This window comes from Trueperella bonasi (genome assembly GCF_030811535.1).
GTDB classification, from domain to species: Bacteria; Actinomycetota; Actinomycetes; order Actinomycetales; family Actinomycetaceae; genus Trueperella; species Trueperella bonasi.
The window spans coordinates 128592-153072 of the sequence record NZ_JAUSQX010000001.1 but is presented as its reverse complement, the minus strand read 5'-3'; the positions used below and the strand labels follow the sequence as shown (position 1 = coordinate 153072).

The following is a 24481-nucleotide window of genomic DNA, read 5'->3' as shown; positions in this document are numbered from 1 at the left end:
ATGACAAACACTAAGACAACTGGTTCATCCCTTGCGGACCGTAACCGTTCTTTTGATATGGCAGACCATCCGGTTCCTCAAGGAACCGAAGAAATCTGGCGTTTCACCCCGGTGGAGCGTATGGAGGAGTTCTTCGTGGACAAGGTTGCCGGCCAAGCCCCAGCAATCGAAGTGACGGGTGGGGCCGAGTTCGAGACTGTTTCGCGAGACGACGATCGCGTCGGCCAAACTGTTGCGCCAGAAGATCGCGTGGCTGCCCTTGCGTGGAATTCGGTGAAAAAGGCTCATGTTCTCACGATTCCGAAGGACACTGAGCTAGATGAGGAAGTAACCGTATCGATCACGGGAGATGGTTCGACCGACGTCGCCGCAATGCACCTAGTGATTCGCGCGGAATTGCACTCGAAAGCAACCGTCGTTCTCAACCACACCGGCTCAGCGAGGTTAGCGCAGGGAGTCGAAGTACAAGTCGCCGACGGCGCAAACCTCACTGTCGTCTCGATTCAGGACTGGGATCAGGATGCCGTACACGTTGCCTCGCACCGCATGCGGGTTGGTCGTGACGGATCGCTGAAGCACATCGTCGTTACCCTCGGCGGTGATCTCGTACGCGTGACGTCATCGTCGGATTTCGCCGGCGAAGGAGCTGACCTCAACATGCTCGGCGCCTACTACTGCGATGAGGGCCAGCACATCGAAAATCGACTACTGATGGAACATAATGTTCCAAACTGTACGTCGAATTCGACATACAAGGGTGCCCTCCAAGGCGAGGACGCACACGTTGTGTGGATTGGCGACGTCGTTATCCGCAAGGAAGCCGAGGGGACGGAAACTTACGAAGAAAATCGTAACCTCATTCTTACGGATGGATCGCGTGCTGATTCGGTACCAAATCTCGAGATTGAGACCGGTGAAATTGAAGGGGCAGGCCACGCGTCAGCAACGGCCTACTTCGACGACAATCAGCTGTTCTACCTGCGCTCTCGTGGAATTCCGGAGGATCAGGCACGCCGTTTGGTCGTGCGTGGCTTCTTCGCGGAGCTCATCAACCAGATCGGGGTTAGCTCGGTACAGAACAAGTTGATGGAATCCATCGAAGCCGAACTCGACATCGCATTGGAATTGCAGAATGCCTGAGTACCTCGCGTGCCAGACGAGCGATGTGGAACCGGGAACGGTACAGGCCACGGCCATTGAGATACCCGGCAAACCACTACCGCTTGCACTCGCCGTTATCCACTCTGATAGCGGTAACTGGTTCGCCGTCGACGATCGCTGTTCGCACGGGCGTTTCAAGCTCTCGCAAGGCGATGTTGATGGCGATACCATCGAATGCACACGGCACGGCTCAAGCTTCGATCTCCATAGCGGCGAATCGATGAATCCACCGGCCTCCGCGCCGATCAAGACCTACCCGGTGCGTGTGGATGGCGAGCACGTCTACATCACCGTCGAATAGAAAAGAATTTGCGCACCGCGCACGAACCGAAAGAAAAGATTAACGTGTCAACTTTAGAAATTAAGAATCTCCACGTAGCAGTGGACACACAGGACGGACCGCTGCAGATCCTCAAGGGCGTGAACCTGACGGTTCATCATGGTGAGATCCACGCGATCATGGGACCAAACGGCTCGGGCAAGTCGACTCTCGCGTATGCGATCGCCGGCCATCCAGATTACGAGATCACTGACGGCGAGATTCTCCTCGACGGTGACAACATTGAGGAAATGGAACCGGACGAGCGCGCCCACGCAGGCCTGTTCCTCGCGATGCAGTACCCGGTGGAAGTCCCCGGCGTTACGGTGACGAACTTCCTGCGCTCGGCCAAAACAGCCATCGACGGCGAAGCTCCTAAGCTTCGCGAGTGGGTCAAGGACATGAACACGGCGATGGAAAACTTCAAGGCGGATAAGGATTGGGCAAGCCGCGATCTGAACGTTGGATTCTCGGGTGGTGAGAAGAAGCGCTTGGAGATTCTGCAGATGGAGCTCCTCAAGCCAAAGTTCGCTGTTCTTGATGAAACCGACTCGGGCCTTGACGTCGACGCGTTGCGTCTGGTGTCCGAGGGCGTGAACCGGGTGCACCAGGAAAATGGTAACGGCATCATGCTGATCACCCACTACACGCGTATCTTGCGCTACATCAAGCCTGATCACGTCCACGTCTTCGTTGATGGCCGGGTTGCCGAATCGGGCGGTCCAGAACTTGCTGATGAGCTCGAAGCTAACGGTTACGAGCGATTCGAGAACGCTCTCGCATGAGCACACCAGCACCGATAGAGGATTTCCCCGCCCTGCAGCGTACGTTGCCGGGCGGGGAGCCCCTCATTTATTTTGATTCCGGCGCCACTTCCCAAAAGCCACGGGCCGTCATGGACGCCGTTACTCATCAAGAAATGCATGCCAACGGTGCCGTTAAACGTGGCTCCCATACGTTAGCAGCTGAATCGACGATGGCTTTCGAGCAAGCACGCGAATCAGTTGCTCGGCTTGTTGGTGTTCAGCCCGAGGAAATCGTGTGGACGAAAAACTCCACCGAGGCATTGAATCTGATCACGTATGTCATCGACGATATTTCCCGCGGACGCGGCGTATCAGTCTTGCGCGGGGGCAGAAAAAAGAAAGAACGTATCGAAGCGGTGCAAGAGCGTCTGACGCTTCGCGAAGGTGACAACGTCGTTATTACCGTTGCCGAGCATCACGCCAACCTCATTCCCTGGCAGGAGCTATGTATCCGTACCGGCGCAGAACTACGGTGGTTTGACCTGACGGACGAGGGCCGGATCGACGTCGTTGACGGTGTGATCGACGAAAATACGAAAGTCGTAGCGTTCACGCACGTATCCAATGTGACTGGGGCGATTTCACCGGTCGAGCAGATTGTTGCACGGGCGAAGGCGGCTGGTGCGCTCACGGTGCTTGATGCTTGCCAATCCGTTCCGCATATTCCGGTGGATCTTCATGAGCTGGGCGTAGATTTTGCGGCTTTTTCCGGGCACAAGATGCTCGGTCCCACCGGAATTGGGGCGCTGTACGGGCGTGCCGAGCTGTTCGGAGCAATGCCGCCGTTCCTCTTTGGCGGATCGATGGTTGAGATCGTGAGGATGGATAAAACAACCTTTGCGAACCCGCCGGCGCGTTTTGAGGCTGGAACCCAGCCTGTAGCTCAGGTTGTTGGCATGGGGGCAGCCGCCGAATATCTGATGGAGATCGGCATGGATGCGGTAGCGCGTCATGAGGACGAGCTCACGGCGCGTGCTCTCGAGGGGATCCAGCAGATTCCGGGCGTGCGTGTGCTTGGCCCGGCCGATACCGAAGACAGGCTTGGGGTGATCTCATTCGATGTTGAGGGTGTGCATCCGCACGACGTAGGTCAGGTTCTCGACGCTGCCGGTATCGCAATTCGGGTTGGCCATCACTGCGCTCAGCCAATTCACCAGCACTTTGGTGTTCACGCCTCAAGCCGCGCCTCCTTCGGTCCATACAATACGCTGGAAGAGGTAGACCGTTTCCTTGACGCGCTCGCTGGTGTACGCTCATATTTTGGCCTCGAAAAGGAGTGAGTGTGAACGAGCTCGAACAGATGTATCAGGAGATCATCCTAGATGCCGCTCGTGAACGTTACGGGGAAGGTGAACTGGAAGATCCGGACGGCGAGTCTTTTCAGGTGAATCCGACCTGTGGTGACCAAGTGAATTATCAGGTTAATGTTCGCGATGGCAAAATAGCCGATCTTGCTTGGCAAGGGCACGGCTGCTCGATTTCGCAGGCCTCGATATCTATGATGAGCGAACTAGTCGAGAACAAAACTCTCGAGGATTTTGACAAACTTTACGGCGTGTTCCGCGAGATGATGGATGCTCGCGGGCACGAAATTTCTGATGAGGACGCGGATCTTTTACAGGATGCCTCTGCACTGCAAGGCGTGTCGAAGTTTCCGATGCGCATCAAGTGCGCACTCCTTGGCTGGATGGCCCTGAAAGATGCGACCAATCAGACGATTGAATAGGAGATTTTAGTGTCGGAGAATGAAACAACCCCACCCACCGACGAAGATTTGGTAGAGGCCCTCAAGGACGTTATTGACCCGGAACTGGGCATCAACATTGTTGACCTTGGCCTCCTTTACGGGATTACCCTCGAAGGAAACTCTGCTATCGCAGATATGACCTTGACCTCTGCTGCTTGCCCGTTGACCGACGTGATTGAGGAACAGGCTCACCAGGCTGTGGCCGGGCTCGTTGACGATTTCCGAATCAATTGGGTGTGGCTCCCACCGTGGGGGCCTGAGCGCATTACCGACGATGGCCGTGATCAACTGAGGGCGCTGGGCTTTAACGTTTAGGGCTTTTGTTGATCCGCCAGTACACTGGCTGGCGTGATTCACGCTCAAGATCTCCACATGCGCATCGGCCAGCGCGTCCTGTTGAATAAGATCAACCTAGCGGTCGATAAAGGTAAGCACATTGGGCTCGTTGGGCGCAATGGTGCGGGAAAAACCACGCTTCTTCGTCTTCTTGCTGGGGAGAGTGCCAATTCCGACGTGGTTGAGCGGCAGGGCACAATTCACCGCCGAGGCGAGATCGGCTACCTCCCGCAAGACACGCGTGTGGGGGACACCTCGCAAATCGCCCGCGAACGGATTCTCTCAGCGCGCGGTATCGAATCCATGTTGAAACGTATCAGACGAGCCGAATACGAGATGTCAAATTTTGATGGGCCGCGCCAACAAAAGGCAATCGAACGCTACGCCCGGCTAGATGCGGAATTTACGGCCGCAGGGGGATGGGCAGCCAACTCTGAAGCGGCAAGGATTACTGCGGCACTCGGCCTACCTGATCGCGTACTCGATCAGCCGCTAGAAACTTTGTCCGGTGGCCAACGTCGGCGTGTTGAGCTTGCGAGAGTTTTATTCTCTGGTGCGCAGACGTTGCTCCTCGATGAGCCGACAAATCACTTGGATCACGATTCGATTGTATGGCTGCGCGATTGGCTCACCACGTATTCGGGCGGCTATGTAATTGTGTCGCACGCGGTTGAGCTACTCCGAGAAACGGTCAATACCGTGTGGTACTTGGACGCGAACCGATCCACTCTAGACGTGTATGCCATGGGCTGGGATAACTATGTGACCCAACGGGAGGCAGATGAGCGGCGGCGCCGCCGCGAACGCCAAAATGCTGAGAAAAAGGCCGCGGCTCTGCGGGCTCAGGCCGATAAGATGCGTTACAAAGCAACGAAAGCCGTGGCTGCGCAGAATATGGATAAGCGCGCTGAGCGAATGCTCGCGGAGCTCGACGCCGAACGCGCCGAGGAAAAGGTGGCCAATCTTCGATTCCCTTACCCAGCGCCCTGCGGCAAGACACCACTCATGGCCGAAGGGCTGACCAAATCTTACGGTTCGCTTGAGGTTTTTGCGGGAGTGGATTTGGCTATTGACCGCGGCTCACGAGTCGTTATTCTCGGATTGAACGGCGCGGGCAAGACGACCTTACTGCGGCTGCTTTCGGGTGTGGAAACCCCAGATGCCGGAAAGATCAAACCCGGCCACGGCCTCAAGTTGGGCTATTACGCGCAGGAACACGAGTTCATCGACCAATCTGCTACGGTCTACGAAAATATGCGCAGGGCCGCGCCGGAGGAATTCGATGACACTGACGTCCGTAACGTGCTCGGGTCTTTCCTATTTTCTGGCGACGATGCGGATAAACCAGCATCTGTACTTTCGGGTGGCGAAAAAACGCGCCTTGCGCTTGCAACTATTGTGGCCTCCGCCGCAAACGTCCTGTTGTTAGATGAGCCGACAAATAATCTTGACCCAGCTTCTCGCGAAAAGATCCTCGAAGCTTTGCACACGTATGAAGGTGCTGTCGTGCTGGTGACGCACGATGAGGGCGCAGTGAAGGCGCTTAACCCAGATCGCGTGCTGCTGCTACCCGATGGCGATGAAGATCTGTGGTCTGACGATTACGCCGACCTGATCACACTCGCCTAGGTACACTTGTGGCATGAAAACACTTGTTATTATGCGACACGCCCAAGCCGCTGAAGGTTCTCCCGACCACCAACGCCTCTTAAGCGATCATGGAAAATCTCAGGCAACTCACGTAGGCCAACGAGTAACCAAAATCGTTGGAACGATTGATCAGCTTTTCGTTTCCGACGCTAAGCGGACTCAGGAAACGCTTGCGTCCCTTCAAGAAGGTGGCTTGCACGCAGATGATGTGCTGATCGAGCCGGGGTTGTACCTGTGCGCCGGTGATGATGTGCTGGATATTCTGCGAGCCAAAGGGTCGGGCGATATCGTGATGGTTGTTGCACACGAGCCAACCATGTCCGCCGTTGCTCTTGAGCTATGGGACGGCAAAGGCGAGGCCCGCTTTGAAAGCGGTTTCCCGACTGCTGCCGCAGCCGTATTCAAGTTTGAGGGCGACTGGGAAAACTTGCCGCTTGGCGCAATGGAACTCCACCACTTCGTGACCGCGCCCTGAACAAAGCTTGTTGGCCCGGCACCGCTCTAGTTTTCGATATCCCAGCCAACTAGCGCGGCAATCGCGTCTAAACGCGGGAAGTTGATAGCACAGTCTGCGTTTTCCAGGACGATCGGCTTTGCCATAAAGGCGACGCCGAGGCCGCAGTGGGCCATCATCGGTAGGTCGTTGGCGCCGTCACCCGCGCAGAGCACCTGCTGGGAATCCATTTCCCATTCCTGTTCCCAGCGGCGGATCGCGGCGACTTTTTCTCCGCCGTCGATTACCGTACCGTACGTGCGCCCAGTCAGCGCGCCGTCGCTGACTTCAAGGCCGTTCGCGGTGAAGCGATCTATACCGCTTCGCTGCGCGATCTTCTCCACGATCTCGGTGAACCCACCCGATACCAGGCAGAATCTTCCGCCACGCTCGTGGACCGCGTCCACGAGCCGCTGTGCGCCATCGGTCAGCTGGATCTCAGCGAAGACGTCATCAAAAACCGTGGTCGGTATGCCCGCAAGAGTCCCAACACGTTGGCCCAAAGATTGTGCGAACTCGAGTTCGCCACGCATCGCGGCTTCGGTGATTTCCCGCACCTGCTCTTCGACACCCGCGCGTGCTGCGAGCATCTCGATCACTTCGGAGGTGATGAATGTTGAGTCGACGTCGGTGACTATCGCTGCCGGGCCGCCTTCGGCCATTTTGCCGGTGATCAAAGCAGAGTCGACCGCGAGCGCGGTTGCCGGCCCGCGTAGTTCTTCGGTAAACAGCTCGCGCGAGCCTTTCCACATACTTAAGCGGCTTTCATGTACGTCGAAGAGCCAAGTGAGCGCATCAAGGTCAACGGTCTTGACACCCCGCTCAACGGCGTGCGGATCGACGGCGGCGATTGTTTGCCGCACGTGGGCAATGAGAGGTCCGGGAATGGGACGTGGAGAAACTACGGAAAAGCGGGCTTTCATAGCTTCAGTCTAGTTGGCGTTATCTTGTGTTGTTGACACTTGCTTATGCTGGAACATCCGACCGGAAGGACTGAGTCATGAATCTGCCTACTTCCAGCGTTTCGGCGATCAAGCGTGCACGTTTGATCGTAGCGGCCTTAGTAAATCCGAAATTACGCACGCAAATTGTAGAACAGCTGGGAAGTCCACGGACCGTTGAGAGCTAAAGATAGTGCGAACCGTTTACGAGCGGATCGCACCGAAGAAAACGCTGACTGAGACGGAAATCAACTGTCGCTGTCAATGCTCGTCGCGGATGCAGCGACGGTCCGGCGAGCTTGCGTGGATGCGGATATTCTCGAGCGGAGCAGTGACGGGCGTGTGTACAGGCTTACTTTGGCACCCTGCTAGAGAGTTTAGCGGCCAAGCGTGAGTGTGGGGGCTGACTTTTAAGTCGGCCCCCACACTTGCGGAATATTTCAGCTTCGAAATATCTCAGTGCTGACGAACCGTTACACCCTTGGGAACAACCACGATGCCGCCGTCCGAGACGTGGAAGCCTCGTGCCCGGTCGTGTTCGTGGTCAATACCGATCTGAGCTCCTTCTTCTACCTGTACGTTCTTGTCGAGGATTGCGCCCACGACGGTGGCATTACGCCCGACGTTCACGCCGTCGAACAAGACGGAATCGCGCACGGACGACCACGAATTGACGCGGACGTGTGGCGAGAGCACCGAGCCGATCACTTCACCACCGGAGACGATGACGCCGGGGGAGATAATCGAATCGAGCGCGTGACCGAGGCGTTCGCGATGGCCGTAGACGAACTTTGCGGGCGGCAAGCCGGTGTATCCGGTGTAGAGCGGCCACTTGTCGTTGTAGAGATTGAAGATCGGGTTCACCGAGATCAAGTCCATGTTGGCCTCGTGGAACATGTCGATCGTACCGACGTCGCGCCAGTAGTTACGATCGCGCTCGGTAGCACCCGGAACCTCGTTGAACGTGAAGTCGTACACGCCCAAGTCGTTGTTCTCAACGAACATGGGGACGAGGTCTCCACCCATGTCGTGATTAGAATCCGGGTTGTCAGCATCCTGATGCAAAGCCTCAATTAGCACATCGGTGGAAACGACGTAATTGCCCATTGACGCGAGGATCTCACTCGGGGAGTCAGGCAAGCCGTCAACTTCAGCTGGCTTTTCGAGGAACTGACGAACTTTCTTCGGGTTTTCGGGATCGGTGTCGATCACGCCAAACGAGGTAGAAAGCTCAATCGGCTGGCGGATACCCGAGACCGTCATGCCCACACCCTCTTCGATGTGCTGCTCGACCATCTGGGAGAAATCCATCCGGTAGATGTTATCCGCGCCGGTAATCAACACGATGTCTGGGCGCTCATCTTCAATGGTATTCAGTGACTGGAACACCGCATCAGCCGAACCGGAGAACCATTCCTTGCCCATGCGCTGCTGGGCCGGAACTGGCGCGACGTAGTTGCCGAGCAACGAGGACATACGCCACGTCTTGGAGATGTGGCGATCAAGTGAATGGGACTTGTACTGGGTGAGTACCACAGTCTTCAAATATCCCGAGTTCACAATGTTGGACAAGACGAAATCGATGAGCCGGTAAGTGCCTCCAAAAGGAACAGCCGGCTTGGCGCGATCCTTAGTGAGGGGCATGAGGCGCTTTCCTTCGCCTCCGGCAAGGACAATGGCAAGTACACGTGGTTTAGATCTCATACCCGCCACTCTAGTACGACCGGAAGTAAATTTGGCGCAATTCACAAAATAGATCATCTTCCAAGATAGGCTTAGAGAGAAAACAATCGTGACAGTTCGATTTCCCGTTTGGATTAGAAAGGAAGACAGATGAGAGTTGATCTACTCACCCGCGAATTTCCGCCACATATTTACGGTGGTGCTGGTGTTCACGTCACCGAATTAGCTAAGGTCCTCAAGGCTCACGCAGAAGTTCACGTGCATGCATTTGACGGCCCGCGCGAGGGTGACGGCGATGGCATTACGGTTCATGGCTACGATGAGGTTGCCGAGCTGGCCGACGCAAACGCTACGTTGAAAACCCTGGGCGTCGACCTCCAGATGGCCGATAAAACCGGCGACGCAGACATCGTTCATTCCCATACTTGGTATGCGAACATGGCGGGTCATATCTCGAAGATGTTGTACGGTATCCCGCATGTGATTTCGGCACATTCGCTTGAGCCACTGCGCCCGTGGAAGCGTGAACAGCTGGGTGGCGGATACGAAGTGTCTTCGTGGATCGAAAAGACAGCCTACGAAGCAGCGGACGGAATCGTTGCCGTATCGAACGGCATGCGCGACGATATCCTGCGTTCCTATCCGAACGTGGACCCAGACAAGGTGCGAGTTATTCACAATGGCATCGATCTCGATGACTGGAAAGCACCGCAAACTGAAGAGGAATGGGAAACGGCACGCGAATATTTCCGCTCCTACGGTCTGGATCCTGACAAGCCTACGATTATTTTCGTCGGGCGCATTACGCGGCAAAAGGGTGTGCCTGGCCTGCTGCGCGCACTGCAGTACGTGCCTGAAGAAGTGCAGGTGATCCTGTGTGCTGGCGCTCCTGACACACCGGAGATTCTCGAGGAAACCCGCGAGCTTGTCGCCGATCTGCAAAAAGATCGCGACGGCGTAGTGTGGATTGACGAGCATCTTCCGCATGACAAGATCGTCGCACTTGAGTCGTGCTCGACGACGTTCGTCACCCCGTCGGTGTACGAGCCGCTCGGCATCGTCAACCTTGAAGCGATGGCTGTTGGCCTACCCGTCGTCGGAACGGCAACGGGCGGAATTCCTGATTGCATTGACCACGGTGTGACGGGAACACTTGTTCCGATCGAGCAGAAGCAGGACGGCACTGGTACGCCGCTGGATCCGGATAAGTTCGAAAAGGATCTAGGCGAGGCTCTCGCTGAGATGGTTGCCGATCCCGAGCGTGCAAAGAAGATGGGCAAAGCGGGGCGCAAGCGAGCCGAGGAGCACTTCTCGTGGGAGTCCATTGCCGTGAAGACAATGGAGTTCTATAACGACATTTTAGGTAATTAGATCTCTGGTAACAGTGGGCCGGCGCGCTTGTCTAGCCGCCGGCCCACTTTCGAATTAGGCTTGGGTTATGGGTGACGTTTTAGAGGTTAGAAACGCAGTTGTGCGTCGAGGTGAAAAAAATATTCTCGACGGTGTTGACTGGTCCGTTGATGAGGGGCAACGCTGGGTGATCTTAGGCCCGAACGGTGCTGGAAAGACGACGCTGATTCGGCTCGTGTCTGGAAGGCTCCATCCGACCGAGGGCGCGGTGTCAATTATTGGCGAGACACTCGGCGAAGTTGATGTTTCAGAGTTGCACCCGCTTGTCGGCTTGGCATCATCGGCTCTCGACGAGCGTATTCATGACCGCGAACGTGTGCTGGACGTCGTGCGAACGGGAGCTTACGGCGTCGTTGGCAAATGGCGGGAAGAATACGATGCTCTCGACGACGAACGCGCGCTAGAGCTCCTTGCGGTACTGGATGTTGGTGATCTTAAGGATCGGCGCTGGGGGACCCTTTCATCCGGAGAGCGCAAGCGTGTTGGGATCGCACGTGCGCTGATGCCGGATCCGGAAATACTCATCCTTGACGAACCTGCCTCCGGCTTGGATATGGGTGGGCGCGAAAACCTGCTCGCGTCGCTGTCAGACCTCGCCCACGCTAAGTACGCACCGGTGATGGTCCTTGTTACCCACCACGTTGAAGACATACCTGAGGGATTTACGCATGGACTCTTGCTGAAGAACGGTAAGGTAGCCGCCGAAGGCGAACTTGACAAGGTGATGACTTGCGAGATTCTTTCCGAAGTTTTCGGCGTCGAGGTTAAGGTGTCCTTGGACGATGGCCGGTACTCAGCGCGAGCAGCCAGGTAGCCGGTTGCGCGTCGCTTATTTGGAACAGTTCAACCTGCGGTCTGATGAACGGGTTGCCGTGAGCAGGTACACTGGTATTACACAATAACCGACTCTAGGGGTATAGATGGCATGGGGAATATGGGCGATTATCACGCTCGTCCTGTTGATTGCTGAAACACTAACCGTGGATTTCCTCTTTATGATGTTTGCCGGTGGAACCATTGGCGCTGCAATCACATCAGCGATTGCTCCGGACAACCTGTTCCTGCAAATTATCGTGTTTTCGGTGATATCCCTGCTTGGCGTGGCGTTTATTCGGCCGTGGGCACGCAGACACGTCAATGACTCTTCGAAGGGAGAGTCCAATGTCTATGCTATGGCGGGCCAGGTGGGGCACGCGCTGACTGATATCGATACCAAAGCCGGCAGAGTCAAGATCGGCGGCGATGTGTGGAGTGCCAAAACGTATGGGCCCGCCATCGCGGAGGGCACCACAGTTGTTGTACAACACGTCGAAGGCGCTAGGGCCGTCGTTCAGCCATTCCATGCTCAACAAGCTCAATACCACCCGCACTATTAAATCCCAACAAAGAAAGTAGGATCCAATGGAAGGTGCCAGCACGGTCTTTCTCGTGTTCCTCGCGATTCTAGCGATATTAGTAATCGTTGCTATCGCGAAGTCCGTTATTCAGGTACACCAAGGTTTCACCGTCATCATTGAACGGCTCGGTAAGTACAACAAGACGCTTCGTCCTGGCTTGCACTTCCTTATCCCATTCTTTGATTCGGTACGTCAGCGTATTGATATGCGTGAACAGGTTGTTCCTTTCCCGCCGCAACCCGTGATTACCTCGGACAATATCGTGGTCAATATCGATACCGTTATTTACTACCAGGTGACTCAGCCCGAGGCGGCAACATACGAAATCGCCGATCCGATGTCAGCTATCGAACAGCTAGCAGTGACTACCTTGCGTAACATCATCGGATCGATGGACATGGAGCAGGCGCTCACCGGCCGCGATCAGATTAACGGCCAACTTCGCGGTGTGCTCGATGAAGCAACCGGACGTTGGGGCATTCGTGTCTCTCGCGTCGAACTTAAGGCGATTGATCCGCCGGCAACAGTGCAGTCCGCCATGGAACAGCAGATGCGTGCAGAGCGTGATCGCCGCGCAGCTATTCTCACGGCTGAGGGTGTCAAGCAGTCAGCTATTTTGACGGCAGAGGGTGAGAAACAGTCCTCAATTTTGCGTGCTGAAGGCTCTGCCCAGGCAAAAATCCTCGAGGCTCAGGGTGAGTCACGCGCAATTTTGCAGGTCTTCGACGCTATTCACCGTGGCAATGCCGATCCGAAGCTGCTGAGCTACGAGTACCTGAAGGTTCTGCCACAGATTGCAGATTCACAATCGTCCAAGCTCTGGATTGTTCCGACCGAGCTGACCGCCGCGCTCGACGCTGTCACGGCTGGATTCACAGGAAAGAGCAGAGACGGCGCCGATCTGACCTCTAACGAACGGATCGAAGTTGATCTCGAAGGTTTAGATGAAAGTCTTGCCGACTCCTTGGCGGGCACAAGTTTGCCAGACGTCGATGAAGCCCTTGCCAGTGCGCGCGGCGAAGCTAACCGAGCATCGTCCGAGGCTGAAGAGTCGGGCACGCACTCCGGTAAGCCTTTTGATCCGCGACAGTCGGCAGGTCAGGATCCGAATAAGGCCGATCCACTCGGTCCGTCGGAACCCTTCGATCCTCTCGATCCGAATAAGCCAAGTAACTAAACCGTTGACGAAATGGTGGCCCAAGGATTTGTCCTTGGGCCACCATCTTTTCGAACACGCAGCGTGCGCTCAGATAGAGCATCTGGCAGAGTATAGCCGTGATTGTTGATATAGATGCGCTCGAGGATCCTAGGCTCGACGACTTTTTTCGGTTGACCGATGTTGCTCTACGAAAGAAGTTAGACACCGAGCGCGGCTTGTATCTGGCGGAAGGGGAAAAGGTTATCCGCCGCGCGCTTGAGGCAGGCCATCGTCCGAGGGCCGTGGTCTTAACACCGCGCTGGGTTCCAACATTTGCACCGCTCTTTACCGATGATGTGCCGTTATTTGTGCTTGACGAAGATCGTTTGGAGAAGCTCACCGGATTTCGTGTCCATCGCGGGGCAATTGCTTCTATGCAGCGGCCACAACTTGTGGAGGGCCGCGAATTTCTCGAAAGGATTGATGAAGCGCGGCGAATTTTCATCCTAGAGAATTTAGTTGACCACACAAACGTTGGAGCGATTTTCCGTTCTGCGGCCGCCCTTGGCGTGGACGCGATTCTCGTTACTGATGGGTGCGCTGATCCGCTTTATCGGCGCTCGATAAAGGTCTCGATGGGGACGGTATTTCAAATACCGTGGACACGCATAGATGATTGGCCGCGTTCAATTTCCTTGCTCCGCAACTCAGGATGGATCACAGCGGCCCTCGCGTTAGAAGAAAATGCAGTATCTCTGGAGGAGTTTGCGAATCTGCGCGCTGTCAGGGAAGGTAAAGTTGCGCTGGTTCTCGGGGCGGAAGGAGATGGTTTGGCACAGCAAACTATATCCACTGCTGATCAGGTGGTTACCATTCCCATGGCTGACGGCGTTGATTCGCTGAACGTCGCCGCCGCGAGTGCAGTAGCGGCATGGGCACTCAAAGGTCCCGAGACGTGATGTCCGTGGCAGTGTGCGCTTCAACTGTCTTGTATTCCTCGAGGGCTGCTTCGAGTAAGTCCTGAACCGAACAGTCGAAAACCTTGGCGAGTTTGATGAGTGTTGACAGACGCGGGTTGGTTGGACTGTTAGTTTTACGGTCTGAACGCGCGTGTTCCATGAGCTGATAGTGGTTTCGGTCCATGTCTGCGCTCAAAGCTACCTGCTCTTGAGTCAGCCCCAGCTCTTTTCGTTTGGCGATAAGTGTTTTCGCGAAAGTTGAGGCTAGGGCACGTTCGGCTGGAGAGTATCGATTCACGATATTGAGCTTCCGTGTATACCCCTCCGAAGTCGGCAGGGTATACACGGTGTGCAGAACCAATGTGAAAACTTTTCCACAAATTTTGAAACGTTATTGGCGGATTCGTGATCGGGGATAACGAAAGCAGTGGAGGAAACACGGGAGTCAAGATTGATGCGATGAAAGGAGCGCACATGCGTTTGACAGTTCGCCATTATGTTCTATTCACTTTGGCTTTAACTATAATTTTCGTACAGTTTTTACCAGGCGCTTTCGCCGAAGATTCTCGTTGGCAACGAGTCGCAACCGCGGAAAGCCGCTTCGGCGCACTTCGATCGGAAACTGAACCGATAGCCCTATGTACCGGTGACACTCAGCTTAATTTCAGTTACCAGACCGGCTTGGAAACGTCGTCGTTTGAAACGATCACGACGACGGTCGCAGGCGAATCTTATCGTGTCAAGCCCTCCGAACACGGTTGGGATACGACGGTATCGCAGGAAAATACCGGAGTTCTCGCTGCGGTCTTGGATCTGTGGGGCTCGCAGTCCATGGCCGGTATCGACCCCGAAGCCTTCAGTTTGGCGATCTATGAACTCACTGAAGATTCTCGAGGGTGGGACCAAACCTCCAACGCTCACTGGCGAGACCAGGCACGCCTAGTGCTTGAAGAAGCCCAGGCTATTGCGGGCCCGCATACGGCTGATGCGATCTCCATAAACGATAACCTCCTTTCGGGTTTTGTTATTCGCGGCCAGAAAGGCGATGCAATTGAGGGGGTGCCATTTCAAGCTTCGCTTGACGGCGCAGTTTTTGCTGATTCTGGCACCGGTATCATGACCGGCCACACCCTGTTAGAGGCCCAAGATTTCGCAATTGAAGCAGAAAATCTCGGGAGCGTTAGTCTTCAGGTGGAGTATAAGGAAATACCGGGGCACTCATTTAGAACGGGCCACCATGCGGTTGCCCAAGACATGCATTTGCGAGGTGTCCGTGGCGTCATCAAGCAGGTGGTTCAGGCGCCGGAGTCGACGCCTGAACCGGAGCCGGAGCCGGAGCCTGCGCCAGAGCCGGAACCCGCGCCTGAACCGGAACCGGAAGCTACGCCAGAGCCTGAACCCGCGCCAGAGCCGGAACCCGCGCCTGAACCGGAACCGGAAGCTACGCCAGAGCCTGAACCCGCGCCAGAGCCGGAACCCGCGCCCGTCATCAGGAATGCCGAGTCAGTGCGGGAGCTGCCGAATACGGGGCATAGATCGGTTGCAGGAGTGCTCATTGCAGTTGGCCTTATCGGCTTGGGCGGTTCCTTGCGATGGAGAGTGAGGATGAGCTGATTGAGCCGCTATATCAGGAGATTTCGGCTGAATGCGAGAAATTAAATTGACGCCAAGCTTCGTACACCGCGATTGAAGCTGCATTTGCCAGATTCAAGGATCGCCTACCGGGCAGCATTGGAATGCGTAGCTTTTTCGTGATTCGAGGATCGCTAAGTACCGAATCCGGCAATCCGGTAGGTTCGGTGCCAAACAGTAAGACGTCATCGACGAAATAACATTCGTCAGCATAGGAATGTGTGCTGTGCCCGGTGAACGCGAAAATCCGACGATCGGGCCCAAAGTACTCCTTGGCCGCATCCCACGAGCTATGAATTATTAGATCGGCAAGGTCGTGGTAATCCAAGCCGGCACGCTTGAGATGAGCGTCGTCAAAATTGAACGCCAGTGGTTCAATCAGGTGCAGACGCGCACCCGTACACGCCGCGAGGCGGATCGCGTTCCCGGTGTTCCCAGGAATTTTCGGTTCATGAAAAACAAAATCGAGCACCCGCACAGTGTAGCGCGCGGGTGCTCGACTGATACCAATTGTGCTCGTGCTAGCGCTGGTACGTCACAGTCAGCGTTGCTCGAGCCAGAGTGTGGAACACGGTGTTAAAGGCCGCGGCTGTCGGCGTCGTGTTTTCCACATCCAAGTCCAAGGATGGAACATCGAGCGCGTGAACAACGAAAATGTAGCGATGCGGGTGATCGCCCTCCGGCGGAGCGGCGCCATAGTACGAAACCTCGTTAGCATCGTTTCGCACGTGAGCAGCGGCCCCGGGCAGAAATAGATCGGATTTACCAGCGCCTTCCTCGAGCGAAGTTGTGCCGGCGTCAAGATCAACGACAGTCCAGTGCCAATATCCCGAAGGGGTTGGTGCATCAGGATCGAAACAGGTAACGACGAAGCTCTGAGTTTCTTCCGGAAATCCACTCCACTCGAGGGCTGGAGAGACGTTGTCTTTAAAGCCAAGATGCTTATCTGGCATCGTCCCTCCCTCTGTGAGTGAAGAGCTTACGAGTTTGAAGGAGGGAACCTCTGGAAGTAGCGAGTAAGGATCTGGTGCGATAGGTCTATTTAGATTCATAGCTCCATCCTATGTGACGCACATCGCAAACTCTTGTGAGTGCCTGAAGACGCGTCGTAAATGAGCCGTTGGTGAAATGCGAGGTAGTTTTTGTCGGAGCCCACTTCTAAGATGTAAATCGAACACGCGTTCGAAAGGAGGTGGGTGTGGACAGGTTAGCAATTGCGCGAAAAACACTTGAGGAGGCCGAACAAAAAGCGGGCCTGAACATTGTGCGAACGATGCCTCACACCGGTGCAAGAGCAAACCCCCATACTGGTGTGAGTGGGGAGCTAAGTTCCGACCATTACAATGTTCCCGCCTATCTTCAAGGCACACTACCGGCGGGGATCCCTCGACGCGGGGTACTAAGCATTCGAGGATCGCACTTCTTCATCACGGTTCTTGCAAGCATCGCCTCAGAACACAATGCATGGATCGCTTTTCTTGGAGTACCAGATGTGGGATGGGCATGCGCGGAAAGCCTAGGAGTGGTGGGAGCCCGCGTGGTACATGTACCACGAATCGAAGTTCAGGCTTCGCAAGTTATAAGCGCTGCAATCGATGGTTTCGACATTGTGATCGTTGGCAACGTTCGCCTTGATGCGCGCGAACGGCGTGTGCTGCACCGGCGTGCCATCAGTAAAGGTGCACTTATCCTCGCAATGAACTGGCCGAACGCCACATTTACTGTGGATTGTGAACTTCTGGCGCTGAGTGGGCTCAACGGTGGAGCTGGCCACATTAAATCGGTGGATTACCTCGTCTCAAGCCAACATGGTCAGTCATATATCCGCTATCACGGCAGCCGAACGGCGCGGGCTCTCGAGCCACTGCATGACGCGCATGGGAACGTTGGCAGGTCGGTAACCCCGTATCTCAATGCCGTGCCCGATCGGATTCCGTCATGAGGGGAACTGTCTGGATTCCCGATTGGCCGGTGGTCGCGGCTCTGCTCAGTGGACAGGTTGAGGCCCATGTTCCCATTGCCGTGCACGAACAGCGAATCATTGCCGTCAATGGGCTTGCTTACCGTGAAGGTGTCCGAACAGGAATGAGGAGGCGGCAGGCTCAGGCACTAGTTCCGCACCTTGTTCTTGTTCGCCATGATGGTACACGTGACGTGCAATATTTTGAACGAGTCGTGCGCGCGTGTGAAGAACACATAGCCTACCTCAGTGTGCTTGAACCGGGCCTCATCACTTTTCTCGCACGTGGCCCGCTAAGAACTGCAGGCAGCGTGAGCGCCCTTGCCGATAATCTCATCGGAGATATCACGCAACGTACTGGGCTCGAAGCTCGTGTCGGCTTTGGCGAAGGGCTCTTGACGAGCGTACTCGCCGCACGTCAAGGAACACACGTGCGCAATGCGCGCCCGTTTTTGGACGCACACCCCGTTGCCGCACTTGAATATATTGCATTTTCATCGCAAGCACGGGCACGTGTGCGGGCTTTCATTAATGCCATGGAAGACTTGGGGATACGCCGTATTGGGGACTTGCGATCTTTGGATGCTCAAGCACTGGTCACCCGGTTTGGCGACATTGGCAAACACGTAATCACCTTGATAAACGGCGGAGATCTTGATCAGGCCGGTGAAAGCTACCCCCTTCAGGAACTTACCGTTGAACGGGCCTTGGACCCGCCGCTTACCAACCTTGACCAAGCTACTTTTCTTGCACGTGAAATGGCAGAAGAGCTTTCGAGCTATCTAACCCAGCGCGGAGTCATTGCCCGCGAAATTTCCATTCAAACTCGTAGCGAATCTGGCAAGCAACGCGAACGCAAATGGGCACTCGACGTCGCAAGCGCCAAAGATATTACCGATCGTGTGCGATGGCAGCTAAGTGCGTGGATATCCGACGGCGAGGGGCCAGAATCGGGAATCGAACGCATCGTCGTCGTTGCGAAAGCGATTGCACAGGCTGGGCTGGCCCAAGGAACCCTGTGGGGAAGTGAGCGCGCGAACCGGGAAGCCGCCGTGCGGGCGGTAAGCCGAATTCAGAGCCTGCTGGGGGATAAGTCGGTGCTCGTACCTGAGCGAGTGGGTGGGCGCCATCCACTTGAAGCCCACTCCACTCGGCTATGGGACGCGGCCTCAACGTTGCCGGAACATCGCGATGCTCCCTGGCCCGGAACGATACCCAGCCCGTGGCCGAACCTCGTCAAAGCAAAACCGGAAAAAATTACTTTGTGCGATGCTCACGGGCACGAGTGCCTTGTGAGCGCTCTGGGTACGTTCTACTGCCAAGAACAGTGCGATAACCCCACTCCTTTCGAGCTCAAAATTGAAGGACGAGCAGAGCGCATAGACTCCCTCGCGGGTCCGTGGTTGCAGGCGGTGGGCTGGTGGAACCCGCAAACACAGGAACGCAAGGCATGGCTAGAACTCGTATGCGATAAGCGCGGCTATCTTATCTACCGGGAAGATCGCCAATGGTGGATGGCAGGGATCTACGAATGATTCCCTACGCCGAACTTCACGTGCATTCCGCATACAGCTTCCTCGACGGGGCCTCGATGCCCGCTGAGCTGGTCAAACGTGCTGTAGAACTGGAACTCACCGCGATTGGGTTAACCGACCACGACGGCCTGCCCGGCGTCGTACAGCTTGCCAGCGCGGCACGAAGATACGGGATGCCCACCGTGATCGGTTCAGAAGTGAGTATCGGTGGTAGCCCGCGTGCCGGGCAGAAAGATCCCGACGGCGAGCACCTGATCATTTTGGCGCGCGACGCCGATGGATACCGGGCGCTCTCGCATACAATTGGCGAAGCCATGCTTGCTTCCGGAGAAAAGGGAGGGGCGCACCATTCGTTAGAATCACTTGCTGGCGCGGCTAAGAACTGGCAGGTCCTCACCGGCTGCCGCAAGGGCGGGCTGCGGCGCGCGTTAGAAACAAGCCCCGGGCTGTGGACACTCGATGAGGCCCGGGCGTACCTGGATCGGCTGATCGCGCTTTTTGGCAGGGATAGTGTGGCAGTTGAGGTGACTAACAACCGCCAACCCTATGACCGCGAACGCAACATGCATCTGGCCGAGCTCGCTTCGTGGGCGAAGGTCGACCTCGTTGCCACGGGTAACGTGCACAGCGCCCGGCCGCAGGATTCGATCGTCGCCGACGTGCTGGCCGCAACACGGGCAAACCAAACTCTGGACGAACATAGGGGCTGGATGCCTGCATGGCCTTCCTATGTGAAGTCCGGGGCTCAGATGATGCAACTGCACGCCGACCACCCGCATGCGGTGGAAAACGCCGCACGAATTGGGGCGGAGTGTTCATTCGATCTTGCGTTGGTCGCTCCGCGGCTTCCGCTGTTTCCAACTCCCGCGGAGCACACAGAGGCGAGCTGGTTGCGTCACGTAACGTATGGGGAGGCAAAGCGCCGCTACGGAAGCCGTTCGCAACATCCACAGGCGTGGGCTCAAATTGATCATGAGCTTCAGGTAATCGAACAGTTGGGCTTTCCGGGATACTTTCTTATCGTTCATGAAATTGTCGAATTTTGCCGCGATCGAGGGATCTGGTGCCAGGGCAGAGGATCGGCTGCTAATTCAGCGGTCTGTTTTGCACTGGGGATTACGGCTGTAGACGCCGTGCGGCACAAGATGCTTTTTGAACGTTTCCTGTCACCTGGGCGTACCGGTCCGCCGGATATTGACATAGATATCGAAGCTGGCAGACGCGAAGAGGTGATCCAGCACGTATACGAACGGTACGGGCGCCACCACGCGGCACAGGTGGCGAATGTGATTACCTATCGGCCAAGATCGGCAATTCGGGATGCGGCCCGTGCACTCGGATACGACGCCGGGCAGTCCGATTCGTGGGCAAAGTCGATTGAGCGCAGACTGCCCCGAAAAGACCAACCGGACGGCAGCCGCGAACAACACCAGCGTCTAAGGAACTCAGCCAGCACAGCGCAGTCAGCCAGCACAGCGCAGTCGGTGAGTGCGGAGCCGGCTGTTCAAGCTCAGGCCACTAGTTTCGCGCAGCGGTGGGGTGTGGATCAGGAGGTGCCGGAACGAGTTGTGGAGATCGCCTCGCGTTTGCAACGTCTGCCTCGGCATTTGGGGATCCACTCCGGAGGAATGGTGATCTGCGATCGGCCAGTCATTGACGTGTGCCCGGCCGGCTGGGGGCGCATGGAAGGGCGCACAGTCCTGCAGTGGGATAAGGACGACTGCGCTGAGGCCGGGTTCGTAAAATTTGATCTACTTGGGCTCGGCATGCTCAGCGCGTTGCGGATTGCGTTTAGTGAGCTTACCGAACGCGGAATTACAGCTGAAAACGGTCAACCTCTTGACTTGCACAATATCGATCAGGAAGATCCGCGAGTGTATGACCTGCTGTGTGCCGCGGACACGATCGGCGTGTTCCAGGTTGAATCGCGCGCTCAGATGGCTACTCTTCCGCGAATCCGCCCACGTACGTTTTACGATATCGTCGTTGAAGTTGCGCTCATCCGCCCCGGCCCGATTCAGGGTGGCTCGGTTAATCCGTACATTCATCGGCGCAGAGGCAGGGAAAAGGTTACCTATCCGCATCCGCTATTGGAAAATGCGCTGAAGAAAACCTTGGGAGTTCCGCTTTTCCAAGAACAGCTGATGCAGATCGCGATTGATGCTGCCGGATTTACGCCCTCGCAGGCAGATCAGCTTCGCAAAGCGATGGGCGCGAAACGAAGCCATGAACGAATGCGTGAATTGCGCGGGCAGCTCATGGAGGGAATGGCCGCGAAAGGAATTGATGAGCCCACCCGAGAAGAGATCTACTCAAAGCTTGAAGCGTTCGCAGAGTTTGGGTTTCCCGAATCGCACTCGTTTTCTTTTGCGTATCTCGTCTACGCAAGCGCCTGGCTGAAGGTGCACTATCCGGAAAATTTCTATGCGGGAATTCTCGCCGCGCAACCGATGGGATTTTATTCGCCCCAAACGCTCGTGGCCGACGCTCGCAGGCACGGGGTGGAGATTTTGCCCGTCGACGTGTGCCATTCCTACAAGCATTCCAGCGTGGAAGTAACGCCTAGGCGGCAGGTGAATAGCCACCCGTTGGTCAGTGCTGATCCGTGCCGTGGGCTACGGCTTGGCCTATCCAATATTAAAGGGCTCAAAGGAGGGATCGACCGTATTTTGGCAGCCCGAGCTGATCGTCAATTCAACTCGGTAGCTGATCTAGCGCATCGGGCTCGTCTTGATACGGCCGAATTGGAGATTCTTGCAGCAGCCGGAGCGCTCAAATCTTTAGGGATGTCGCGGCGGGAAGGAATCTGGGCAGCTGAAGCGTTGGCATATGCGGGTAAGAGGGCTGGCGAATGTTTCCAGCCAAGCATTCCAGGTATTCATGTGGGTACACGGCCACCACAGTTACCGGCAATGAGTCCAGTTGAAGAAAATGTTACTGAACTACGAACCACCGGCATATCCATTGCAACCCACCCGATGGAATTCCTCCGAAAAACCCTCACTGATCAAGGGATACTGAGCATTGAAAATCTTGGTACAGTCACGCCTGGGGAGCGAGCCAAGGTAGCTGGAATTGTCACTCATAGGCAACGTCCCAACACGGCGTCGGGAATAACGTTTATTTCACTGGAGGACGAAACTGGCCTGCTTAACGTCGTCTGTTCCGTTGGCCTGTGGGAACGACACCGCAAAGTTCTACGAACCTCGCAAGGGCTAGTTATCCGGGGGACTGTAGAGCGTGCCGATGGAGTTATGAATTTTATTGCCGACGGCGCGCAAGCCCTCGATCTCGCTGTCAACATACCGTCGCGAGACTTTCGTTAGCTCGCGTTCGCTAATGTGATTCCACGGTCTACACACTCGTATCGCATGCGGAAAAACTTGCGTATGAGGCTAGGATGGAATGAGCGTTGGAAGGGGAAGAGTGAAAAGACTACGCCTACTGCTGCGGATAGCAACAACTGCAGGTCCGGCAATCTATAGTGTCGTGCGCCGTTACGGGCCGCAGATCAACCAGCTGATTCGCGAAAACCCAGAGTTGTTCGACACGATCAAGCAGCGAATCTCTTCACTGGCTAAGACCCGCGGGGCAAATCGTGGCGTAGAAGGTTTGAGAGCGCGTATCGGGGTTCTTCGCGAACAGACCACTTACCTGTACGGAACAGCAAACACCGTAGAGGTTGCACAGCAGGCAACCGCGTGGCGCCAGGAACTCGATACGCTAGAGTCAGCCCTGCCCGTCATTGAGGCAATGGGATCGAGGCAACGCCGCGAAAAGATTCGTAGCGTTGAACAGACGGTTGACCAGCTTTCTGCGCAAATTCTTGCACTCACTTTGGAAGATGACATTGAAGATGCGGAGATCGTTGATGAGTGAAACTTTGAATTCCAACTCGTCCGCCAATCACATGCCGTCAGATCACTATGGTGGGGCTAGCCACAATGGCGGCCCTGGGCATTACGCCATCAGTGCCCAGTACGGTACGCATAGCTACGGATCCGGTGTTTACCCGCCTATGCGGCCTCGCCAGTTCACCGGTGTTACTAAGGCTGCTATTAGCGGTGTGATCTCAGGCGTGCTCGTCTATATCGTCGGTGTCTTTTTGCCTTTTGTTTCTTCTGAAAATCATGTCATTGCTGATTCGGATGAAGAGATCAGCGGCTCGTTCGCGACAGCGAATATTTTAGAGTCGAACGCTCCAGCCTGGATTTCGATCGGACTGCTTGTGCTCGCAGTTATTGTGCTCGTCTATGCGGTTTTTGTGCGGAAGACCAAGGATTCGCGCGGGATTGGCACTGTAGTTGGGATAGCTTTAACCGCCGGGGTGGGCCTTCTTATTTTTCTTCTTTCGATCGCTTGTGATGGCGGTCTCATGAATTTTTACGACGCCGGTGGCTCCAGGGGCGTGGGCCAGATTGTCATGTTTGTTGGCGCAGGTCTAACGTTCGTAAGTGCAGTACTGGCTTCTATCAGTGCCGCTCGCAATTAGCTTTCTGGCGACTGTTCGAGTCCGAGAACCTTTGCGATATTTGGGTTATAAAAGTTTGGCCCCTTGAGCACTTTGCCGTCCTCGCGGTAAATCGGCTGGCCATCAGCACCGAGCTTGGACATGTTCGATCCTTGAATCTCGGCAAGCACGTCGGCCATGGGGATACCGAGTTCGAGGGCCATTCCATAAATGACGTAGGTGAGGTCCCCGAGCGCATCCGCGACTTCTACTGTGTCTCGCGAAAAGTCATCCGTGGTTCGTGCTTCTTCGAATGCTTGTTCAATCACGCTACGTGCGTGCGCCCCATAAACGGCTCCCGTGAGTTCCGCGAATTCTTCGGCGATCAGACTCATTCGCATGTGGATGCGGTCTCGATCGGCGTTCGGGCCGTCGTCGGCAATTGGCATGCCGTAGGTGTGGTGAAACTGGCGAACGAGGTCTTCTGGCCGATGAGGATCGGGATGCGTTGAGGTCATAACACCAATCTATCGCGTCTGAGGAAAAGTCCAAATGGGACCAGATGTTGGCTCAAATCACACGGTGCTAGGGTGGCGAAACTGGAAAGCCGCCTTGCGTGGTGATAGATTCTTATCTGTTGCTTTTAGGGCATACCTGCGCGGGTGGCGGAATAGGCAGACGCGCTAGCTTGAGGTGCTAGTCCACGTTTTAGTGGGTGGGGGTTCAAGTCCCCCTCCGCGCACAGGTAAAAGAGCTGGGATCGATGATCCCAGCTCTTTTGCTTCGTGGTGAAGAAGAGGTTTCTGCGTGTTATAGCGCCCTTCCGAAACATGTGACTGCGGTTGCATGAAAGTTGTTATTATC

General features: G+C 55.7%; 24 protein-coding genes, 1 tRNA gene and 2 pseudogenes. 21 read left to right on the top strand and 6 right to left on the bottom strand.

Annotation, left to right across the window (positions count from 1 at the left end):
• From sufD to J2S70_RS00660, 8 genes and pseudogenes are all read left to right on the top strand, one after another.
• Positions 1-1140, top strand: coding sequence for a Fe-S cluster assembly protein SufD (gene sufD, locus J2S70_RS00695; RefSeq protein WP_307681833.1), 1140 nt, complete (start codon positions 1-3; stop codon positions 1138-1140).
• Positions 1133-1462 (top strand): Rieske (2Fe-2S) protein, encoded by a 330-nt coding sequence (locus J2S70_RS00690; RefSeq protein ID WP_307681832.1) that lies wholly within the window; start codon positions 1133-1135, stop codon positions 1460-1462. The genes sufD and J2S70_RS00690 overlap by 8 nt, the downstream gene beginning before the upstream one ends.
• A 44-nt stretch (positions 1463-1506) precedes the next feature.
• On the top strand, positions 1507-2265 hold the full coding sequence (gene sufC, locus J2S70_RS00685) for a Fe-S cluster assembly ATPase SufC (protein ID WP_307683343.1): 759 nt from the start codon (positions 1507-1509) through the stop codon (positions 2263-2265).
• Positions 2262-3566, top strand: coding sequence for a SufS family cysteine desulfurase (locus J2S70_RS00680; RefSeq protein WP_307681831.1), 1305 nt, complete (start codon positions 2262-2264; stop codon positions 3564-3566). The genes sufC and J2S70_RS00680 overlap by 4 nt, the downstream gene beginning before the upstream one ends.
• Before the next feature lie 2 nt (positions 3567-3568).
• A complete protein-coding gene (sufU, locus tag J2S70_RS00675; protein WP_307681830.1) occupies positions 3569-4012 on the top strand; it encodes a Fe-S cluster assembly sulfur transfer protein SufU in 444 nt (147 codons plus the stop codon).
• A 42-nt stretch (positions 4013-4054) separates the two neighbouring features.
• A pseudogene (locus J2S70_RS00670) lies at positions 4055-4348 on the top strand (metal-sulfur cluster assembly factor); the annotation flags it as partial.
• 33 nt (positions 4349-4381) lie between these two features.
• Positions 4382-5998, top strand: a complete 1617-nt coding sequence (locus tag J2S70_RS00665) for an ABC-F family ATP-binding cassette domain-containing protein (protein ID WP_307681829.1) — start codon at positions 4382-4384, stop codon at positions 5996-5998.
• A gap of 13 nt (positions 5999-6011) precedes the next feature.
• Entirely contained in the window at positions 6012-6494 is a 483-nt protein-coding gene (locus tag J2S70_RS00660; RefSeq protein WP_307681828.1) for a SixA phosphatase family protein, read from the top strand.
• A gap of 26 nt (positions 6495-6520) precedes the next feature.
• Here the strand turns inward: J2S70_RS00660 and serB are convergent, their stop codons facing one another.
• The gene (gene serB / locus J2S70_RS00655; RefSeq protein ID WP_307681827.1) at positions 6521-7435 is read right to left on the bottom strand and encodes a phosphoserine phosphatase SerB; all 915 of its coding nucleotides are present in this window, start codon (positions 7433-7435) and stop codon (positions 6521-6523) included.
• Positions 7436-7717: 282 nt separating this feature from the next.
• On the opposite strand from serB, the gene J2S70_RS08790 reads away from it, so the two are divergent.
• Positions 7718-7825, top strand: coding sequence for a DUF2087 domain-containing protein (locus tag J2S70_RS08790; RefSeq protein WP_407702614.1), 108 nt, complete (start codon positions 7718-7720; stop codon positions 7823-7825).
• 84 nt (positions 7826-7909) lie between these two features.
• On the opposite strand, the gene glgC is transcribed toward J2S70_RS08790, so the two are convergent.
• Positions 7910-9157, bottom strand: a complete 1248-nt coding sequence (gene glgC, locus J2S70_RS00650) for a glucose-1-phosphate adenylyltransferase (protein WP_307681826.1) — start codon at positions 9155-9157, stop codon at positions 7910-7912.
• Positions 9158-9286: 129 nt separating this feature from the next.
• On the opposite strand from glgC, the gene glgA reads away from it, so the two are divergent.
• The 5 genes from glgA to J2S70_RS00625 all read left to right on the top strand — a co-directional run bounded on the left by glgA (position 9287) and on the right by J2S70_RS00625 (position 14040).
• Positions 9287-10507, top strand: coding sequence for a glycogen synthase (glgA, locus tag J2S70_RS00645; RefSeq protein WP_307681825.1), 1221 nt, complete (start codon positions 9287-9289; stop codon positions 10505-10507).
• Between the two features lie 67 nt (positions 10508-10574).
• Positions 10575-11360, top strand: coding sequence for an ABC transporter ATP-binding protein (locus J2S70_RS00640; protein ID WP_307681824.1), 786 nt, complete (start codon positions 10575-10577; stop codon positions 11358-11360).
• Between the two features lie 106 nt (positions 11361-11466).
• The gene (locus tag J2S70_RS00635) at positions 11467-11922 is read left to right on the top strand and encodes an NfeD family protein (RefSeq protein WP_307681823.1); all 456 of its coding nucleotides are present in this window, start codon (positions 11467-11469) and stop codon (positions 11920-11922) included.
• 25 nt (positions 11923-11947) lie between these two features.
• Positions 11948-13120 carry an SPFH domain-containing protein gene (locus J2S70_RS00630; protein WP_307681822.1) on the top strand — a complete coding sequence of 391 codons (1173 nt, stop codon included), beginning with the start codon at positions 11948-11950 and terminating at the stop codon, positions 13118-13120.
• Positions 13121-13218: 98 nt separating this feature from the next.
• The gene (locus tag J2S70_RS00625; protein WP_307681821.1) at positions 13219-14040 is read left to right on the top strand and encodes a TrmH family RNA methyltransferase; all 822 of its coding nucleotides are present in this window, start codon (positions 13219-13221) and stop codon (positions 14038-14040) included.
• Here the strand turns inward: J2S70_RS00625 and J2S70_RS00620 are convergent.
• Complete coding sequence (locus tag J2S70_RS00620) at positions 14021-14338, bottom strand: helix-turn-helix transcriptional regulator (RefSeq protein ID WP_307681820.1); 318 nt, start codon at positions 14336-14338, stop codon at positions 14021-14023. The two genes, J2S70_RS00625 and J2S70_RS00620, sit on opposite strands and share 20 nt — an antisense overlap.
• Positions 14339-14514: 176 nt before the next feature.
• Here J2S70_RS00620 and J2S70_RS00615 point away from each other — a divergent pair, with 176 nt between their 5' ends.
• Positions 14515-15654, top strand: coding sequence for an LPXTG cell wall anchor domain-containing protein (locus J2S70_RS00615; protein ID WP_307681819.1), 1140 nt, complete (start codon positions 14515-14517; stop codon positions 15652-15654).
• Positions 15655-15667: 13 nt separating this feature from the next.
• Here the strand turns inward: J2S70_RS00615 and J2S70_RS00610 are convergent, their stop codons facing one another.
• Positions 15668-16144 (bottom strand): tRNA (cytidine(34)-2'-O)-methyltransferase, encoded by a 477-nt coding sequence (locus tag J2S70_RS00610; protein WP_307681818.1) that lies wholly within the window; start codon positions 16142-16144, stop codon positions 15668-15670.
• A 49-nt stretch (positions 16145-16193) separates the two neighbouring features.
• Positions 16194-16625: a YbhB/YbcL family Raf kinase inhibitor-like protein gene (locus tag J2S70_RS00605; RefSeq protein ID WP_307681817.1), complete on the bottom strand. Its 432-nt coding sequence runs from the start codon at positions 16623-16625 to the stop codon at positions 16194-16196.
• A gap of 584 nt (positions 16626-17209) precedes the next feature.
• Here J2S70_RS00605 and J2S70_RS00600 point away from each other — a divergent pair.
• The 5 genes from J2S70_RS00600 (at position 17210) to J2S70_RS00580 (ending at position 23659) form a co-directional block, all read left to right on the top strand.
• On the top strand, positions 17210-17614 hold the full coding sequence (locus J2S70_RS00600; RefSeq protein ID WP_307681816.1) for a hypothetical protein: 405 nt from the start codon (positions 17210-17212) through the stop codon (positions 17612-17614).
• Entirely contained in the window at positions 17611-19167 is a 1557-nt protein-coding gene (locus J2S70_RS00595; protein ID WP_307681815.1) for a DNA polymerase Y family protein, read from the top strand. The genes J2S70_RS00600 and J2S70_RS00595 overlap by 4 nt, the downstream gene beginning before the upstream one ends.
• The gene (gene dnaE, locus J2S70_RS00590) at positions 19164-22493 is read left to right on the top strand and encodes a DNA polymerase III subunit alpha (RefSeq protein ID WP_307681814.1); all 3330 of its coding nucleotides are present in this window, start codon (positions 19164-19166) and stop codon (positions 22491-22493) included. The genes J2S70_RS00595 and dnaE overlap by 4 nt, the downstream gene beginning before the upstream one ends.
• Positions 22494-22593: 100 nt before the next feature.
• Complete coding sequence (locus tag J2S70_RS00585; protein ID WP_307681813.1) at positions 22594-23046, top strand: DUF6474 family protein; 453 nt, start codon at positions 22594-22596, stop codon at positions 23044-23046.
• Complete coding sequence (locus J2S70_RS00580) at positions 23039-23659, top strand: hypothetical protein (RefSeq protein WP_307681812.1); 621 nt, start codon at positions 23039-23041, stop codon at positions 23657-23659. The genes J2S70_RS00585 and J2S70_RS00580 overlap by 8 nt, the downstream gene beginning before the upstream one ends.
• On the opposite strand, the pseudogene J2S70_RS00575 reads toward J2S70_RS00580, so the two are convergent.
• A pseudogene (locus J2S70_RS00575) lies at positions 23656-24105 on the bottom strand (pyrophosphohydrolase domain-containing protein); the annotation flags it as partial. The gene J2S70_RS00580 and the pseudogene J2S70_RS00575 overlap by 4 nt on opposite strands.
• Before the next feature lie 168 nt (positions 24106-24273).
• On the opposite strand from J2S70_RS00575, the gene J2S70_RS00570 reads away from it, so the two are divergent.
• A tRNA-Leu gene (locus J2S70_RS00570) sits at positions 24274-24359 on the top strand.
• Positions 24360-24481 lie beyond the last annotated feature (122 nt).

What these genes read in the sequence shown, in the direction of transcription:
- J2S70_RS00690 (WP_307681832.1), top strand. Translation starts at nt 1,133, where the DNA reads ATGCCTGAGTACCTCGCGTGCCAGACGAGCGATGTGGAACCGGGAACG.
- J2S70_RS00635 (WP_307681823.1), top strand. Translation starts at nt 11,467, where the DNA reads ATGGCATGGGGAATATGGGCGATTATCACGCTCGTCCTGTTGATTGCT.
- J2S70_RS00640 (WP_307681824.1), top strand. Translation starts at nt 10,575, where the DNA reads ATGGGTGACGTTTTAGAGGTTAGAAACGCAGTTGTGCGTCGAGGTGAA.
- J2S70_RS00630 (WP_307681822.1), top strand. Translation starts at nt 11,948, where the DNA reads ATGGAAGGTGCCAGCACGGTCTTTCTCGTGTTCCTCGCGATTCTAGCG.
- J2S70_RS08790 (WP_407702614.1), top strand. Translation starts at nt 7,718, where the DNA reads ATGCTCGTCGCGGATGCAGCGACGGTCCGGCGAGCTTGCGTGGATGCG.
- dnaE (WP_307681814.1), top strand. Translation starts at nt 19,164, where the DNA reads ATGATTCCCTACGCCGAACTTCACGTGCATTCCGCATACAGCTTCCTC.
- J2S70_RS00680 (WP_307681831.1), top strand. Translation starts at nt 2,262, where the DNA reads ATGAGCACACCAGCACCGATAGAGGATTTCCCCGCCCTGCAGCGTACG.
- J2S70_RS00660 (WP_307681828.1), top strand. Translation starts at nt 6,012, where the DNA reads ATGAAAACACTTGTTATTATGCGACACGCCCAAGCCGCTGAAGGTTCT.
- J2S70_RS00595 (WP_307681815.1), top strand. Translation starts at nt 17,611, where the DNA reads ATGAGGGGAACTGTCTGGATTCCCGATTGGCCGGTGGTCGCGGCTCTG.
- glgA (WP_307681825.1), top strand. Translation starts at nt 9,287, where the DNA reads ATGAGAGTTGATCTACTCACCCGCGAATTTCCGCCACATATTTACGGT.
- sufD (WP_307681833.1), top strand. Translation starts at nt 1, where the DNA reads ATGACAAACACTAAGACAACTGGTTCATCCCTTGCGGACCGTAACCGT.
- J2S70_RS00580 (WP_307681812.1), top strand. Translation starts at nt 23,039, where the DNA reads ATGAGTGAAACTTTGAATTCCAACTCGTCCGCCAATCACATGCCGTCA.
- serB (WP_307681827.1), bottom strand. Translation starts at nt 7,435, where the DNA reads ATGAAAGCCCGCTTTTCCGTAGTTTCTCCACGTCCCATTCCCGGACCT.
- glgC (WP_307681826.1), bottom strand. Translation starts at nt 9,157, where the DNA reads ATGAGATCTAAACCACGTGTACTTGCCATTGTCCTTGCCGGAGGCGAA.
- J2S70_RS00615 (WP_307681819.1), top strand. Translation starts at nt 14,515, where the DNA reads ATGCGTTTGACAGTTCGCCATTATGTTCTATTCACTTTGGCTTTAACT.
- J2S70_RS00605 (WP_307681817.1), bottom strand. Translation starts at nt 16,625, where the DNA reads ATGCCAGATAAGCATCTTGGCTTTAAAGACAACGTCTCTCCAGCCCTC.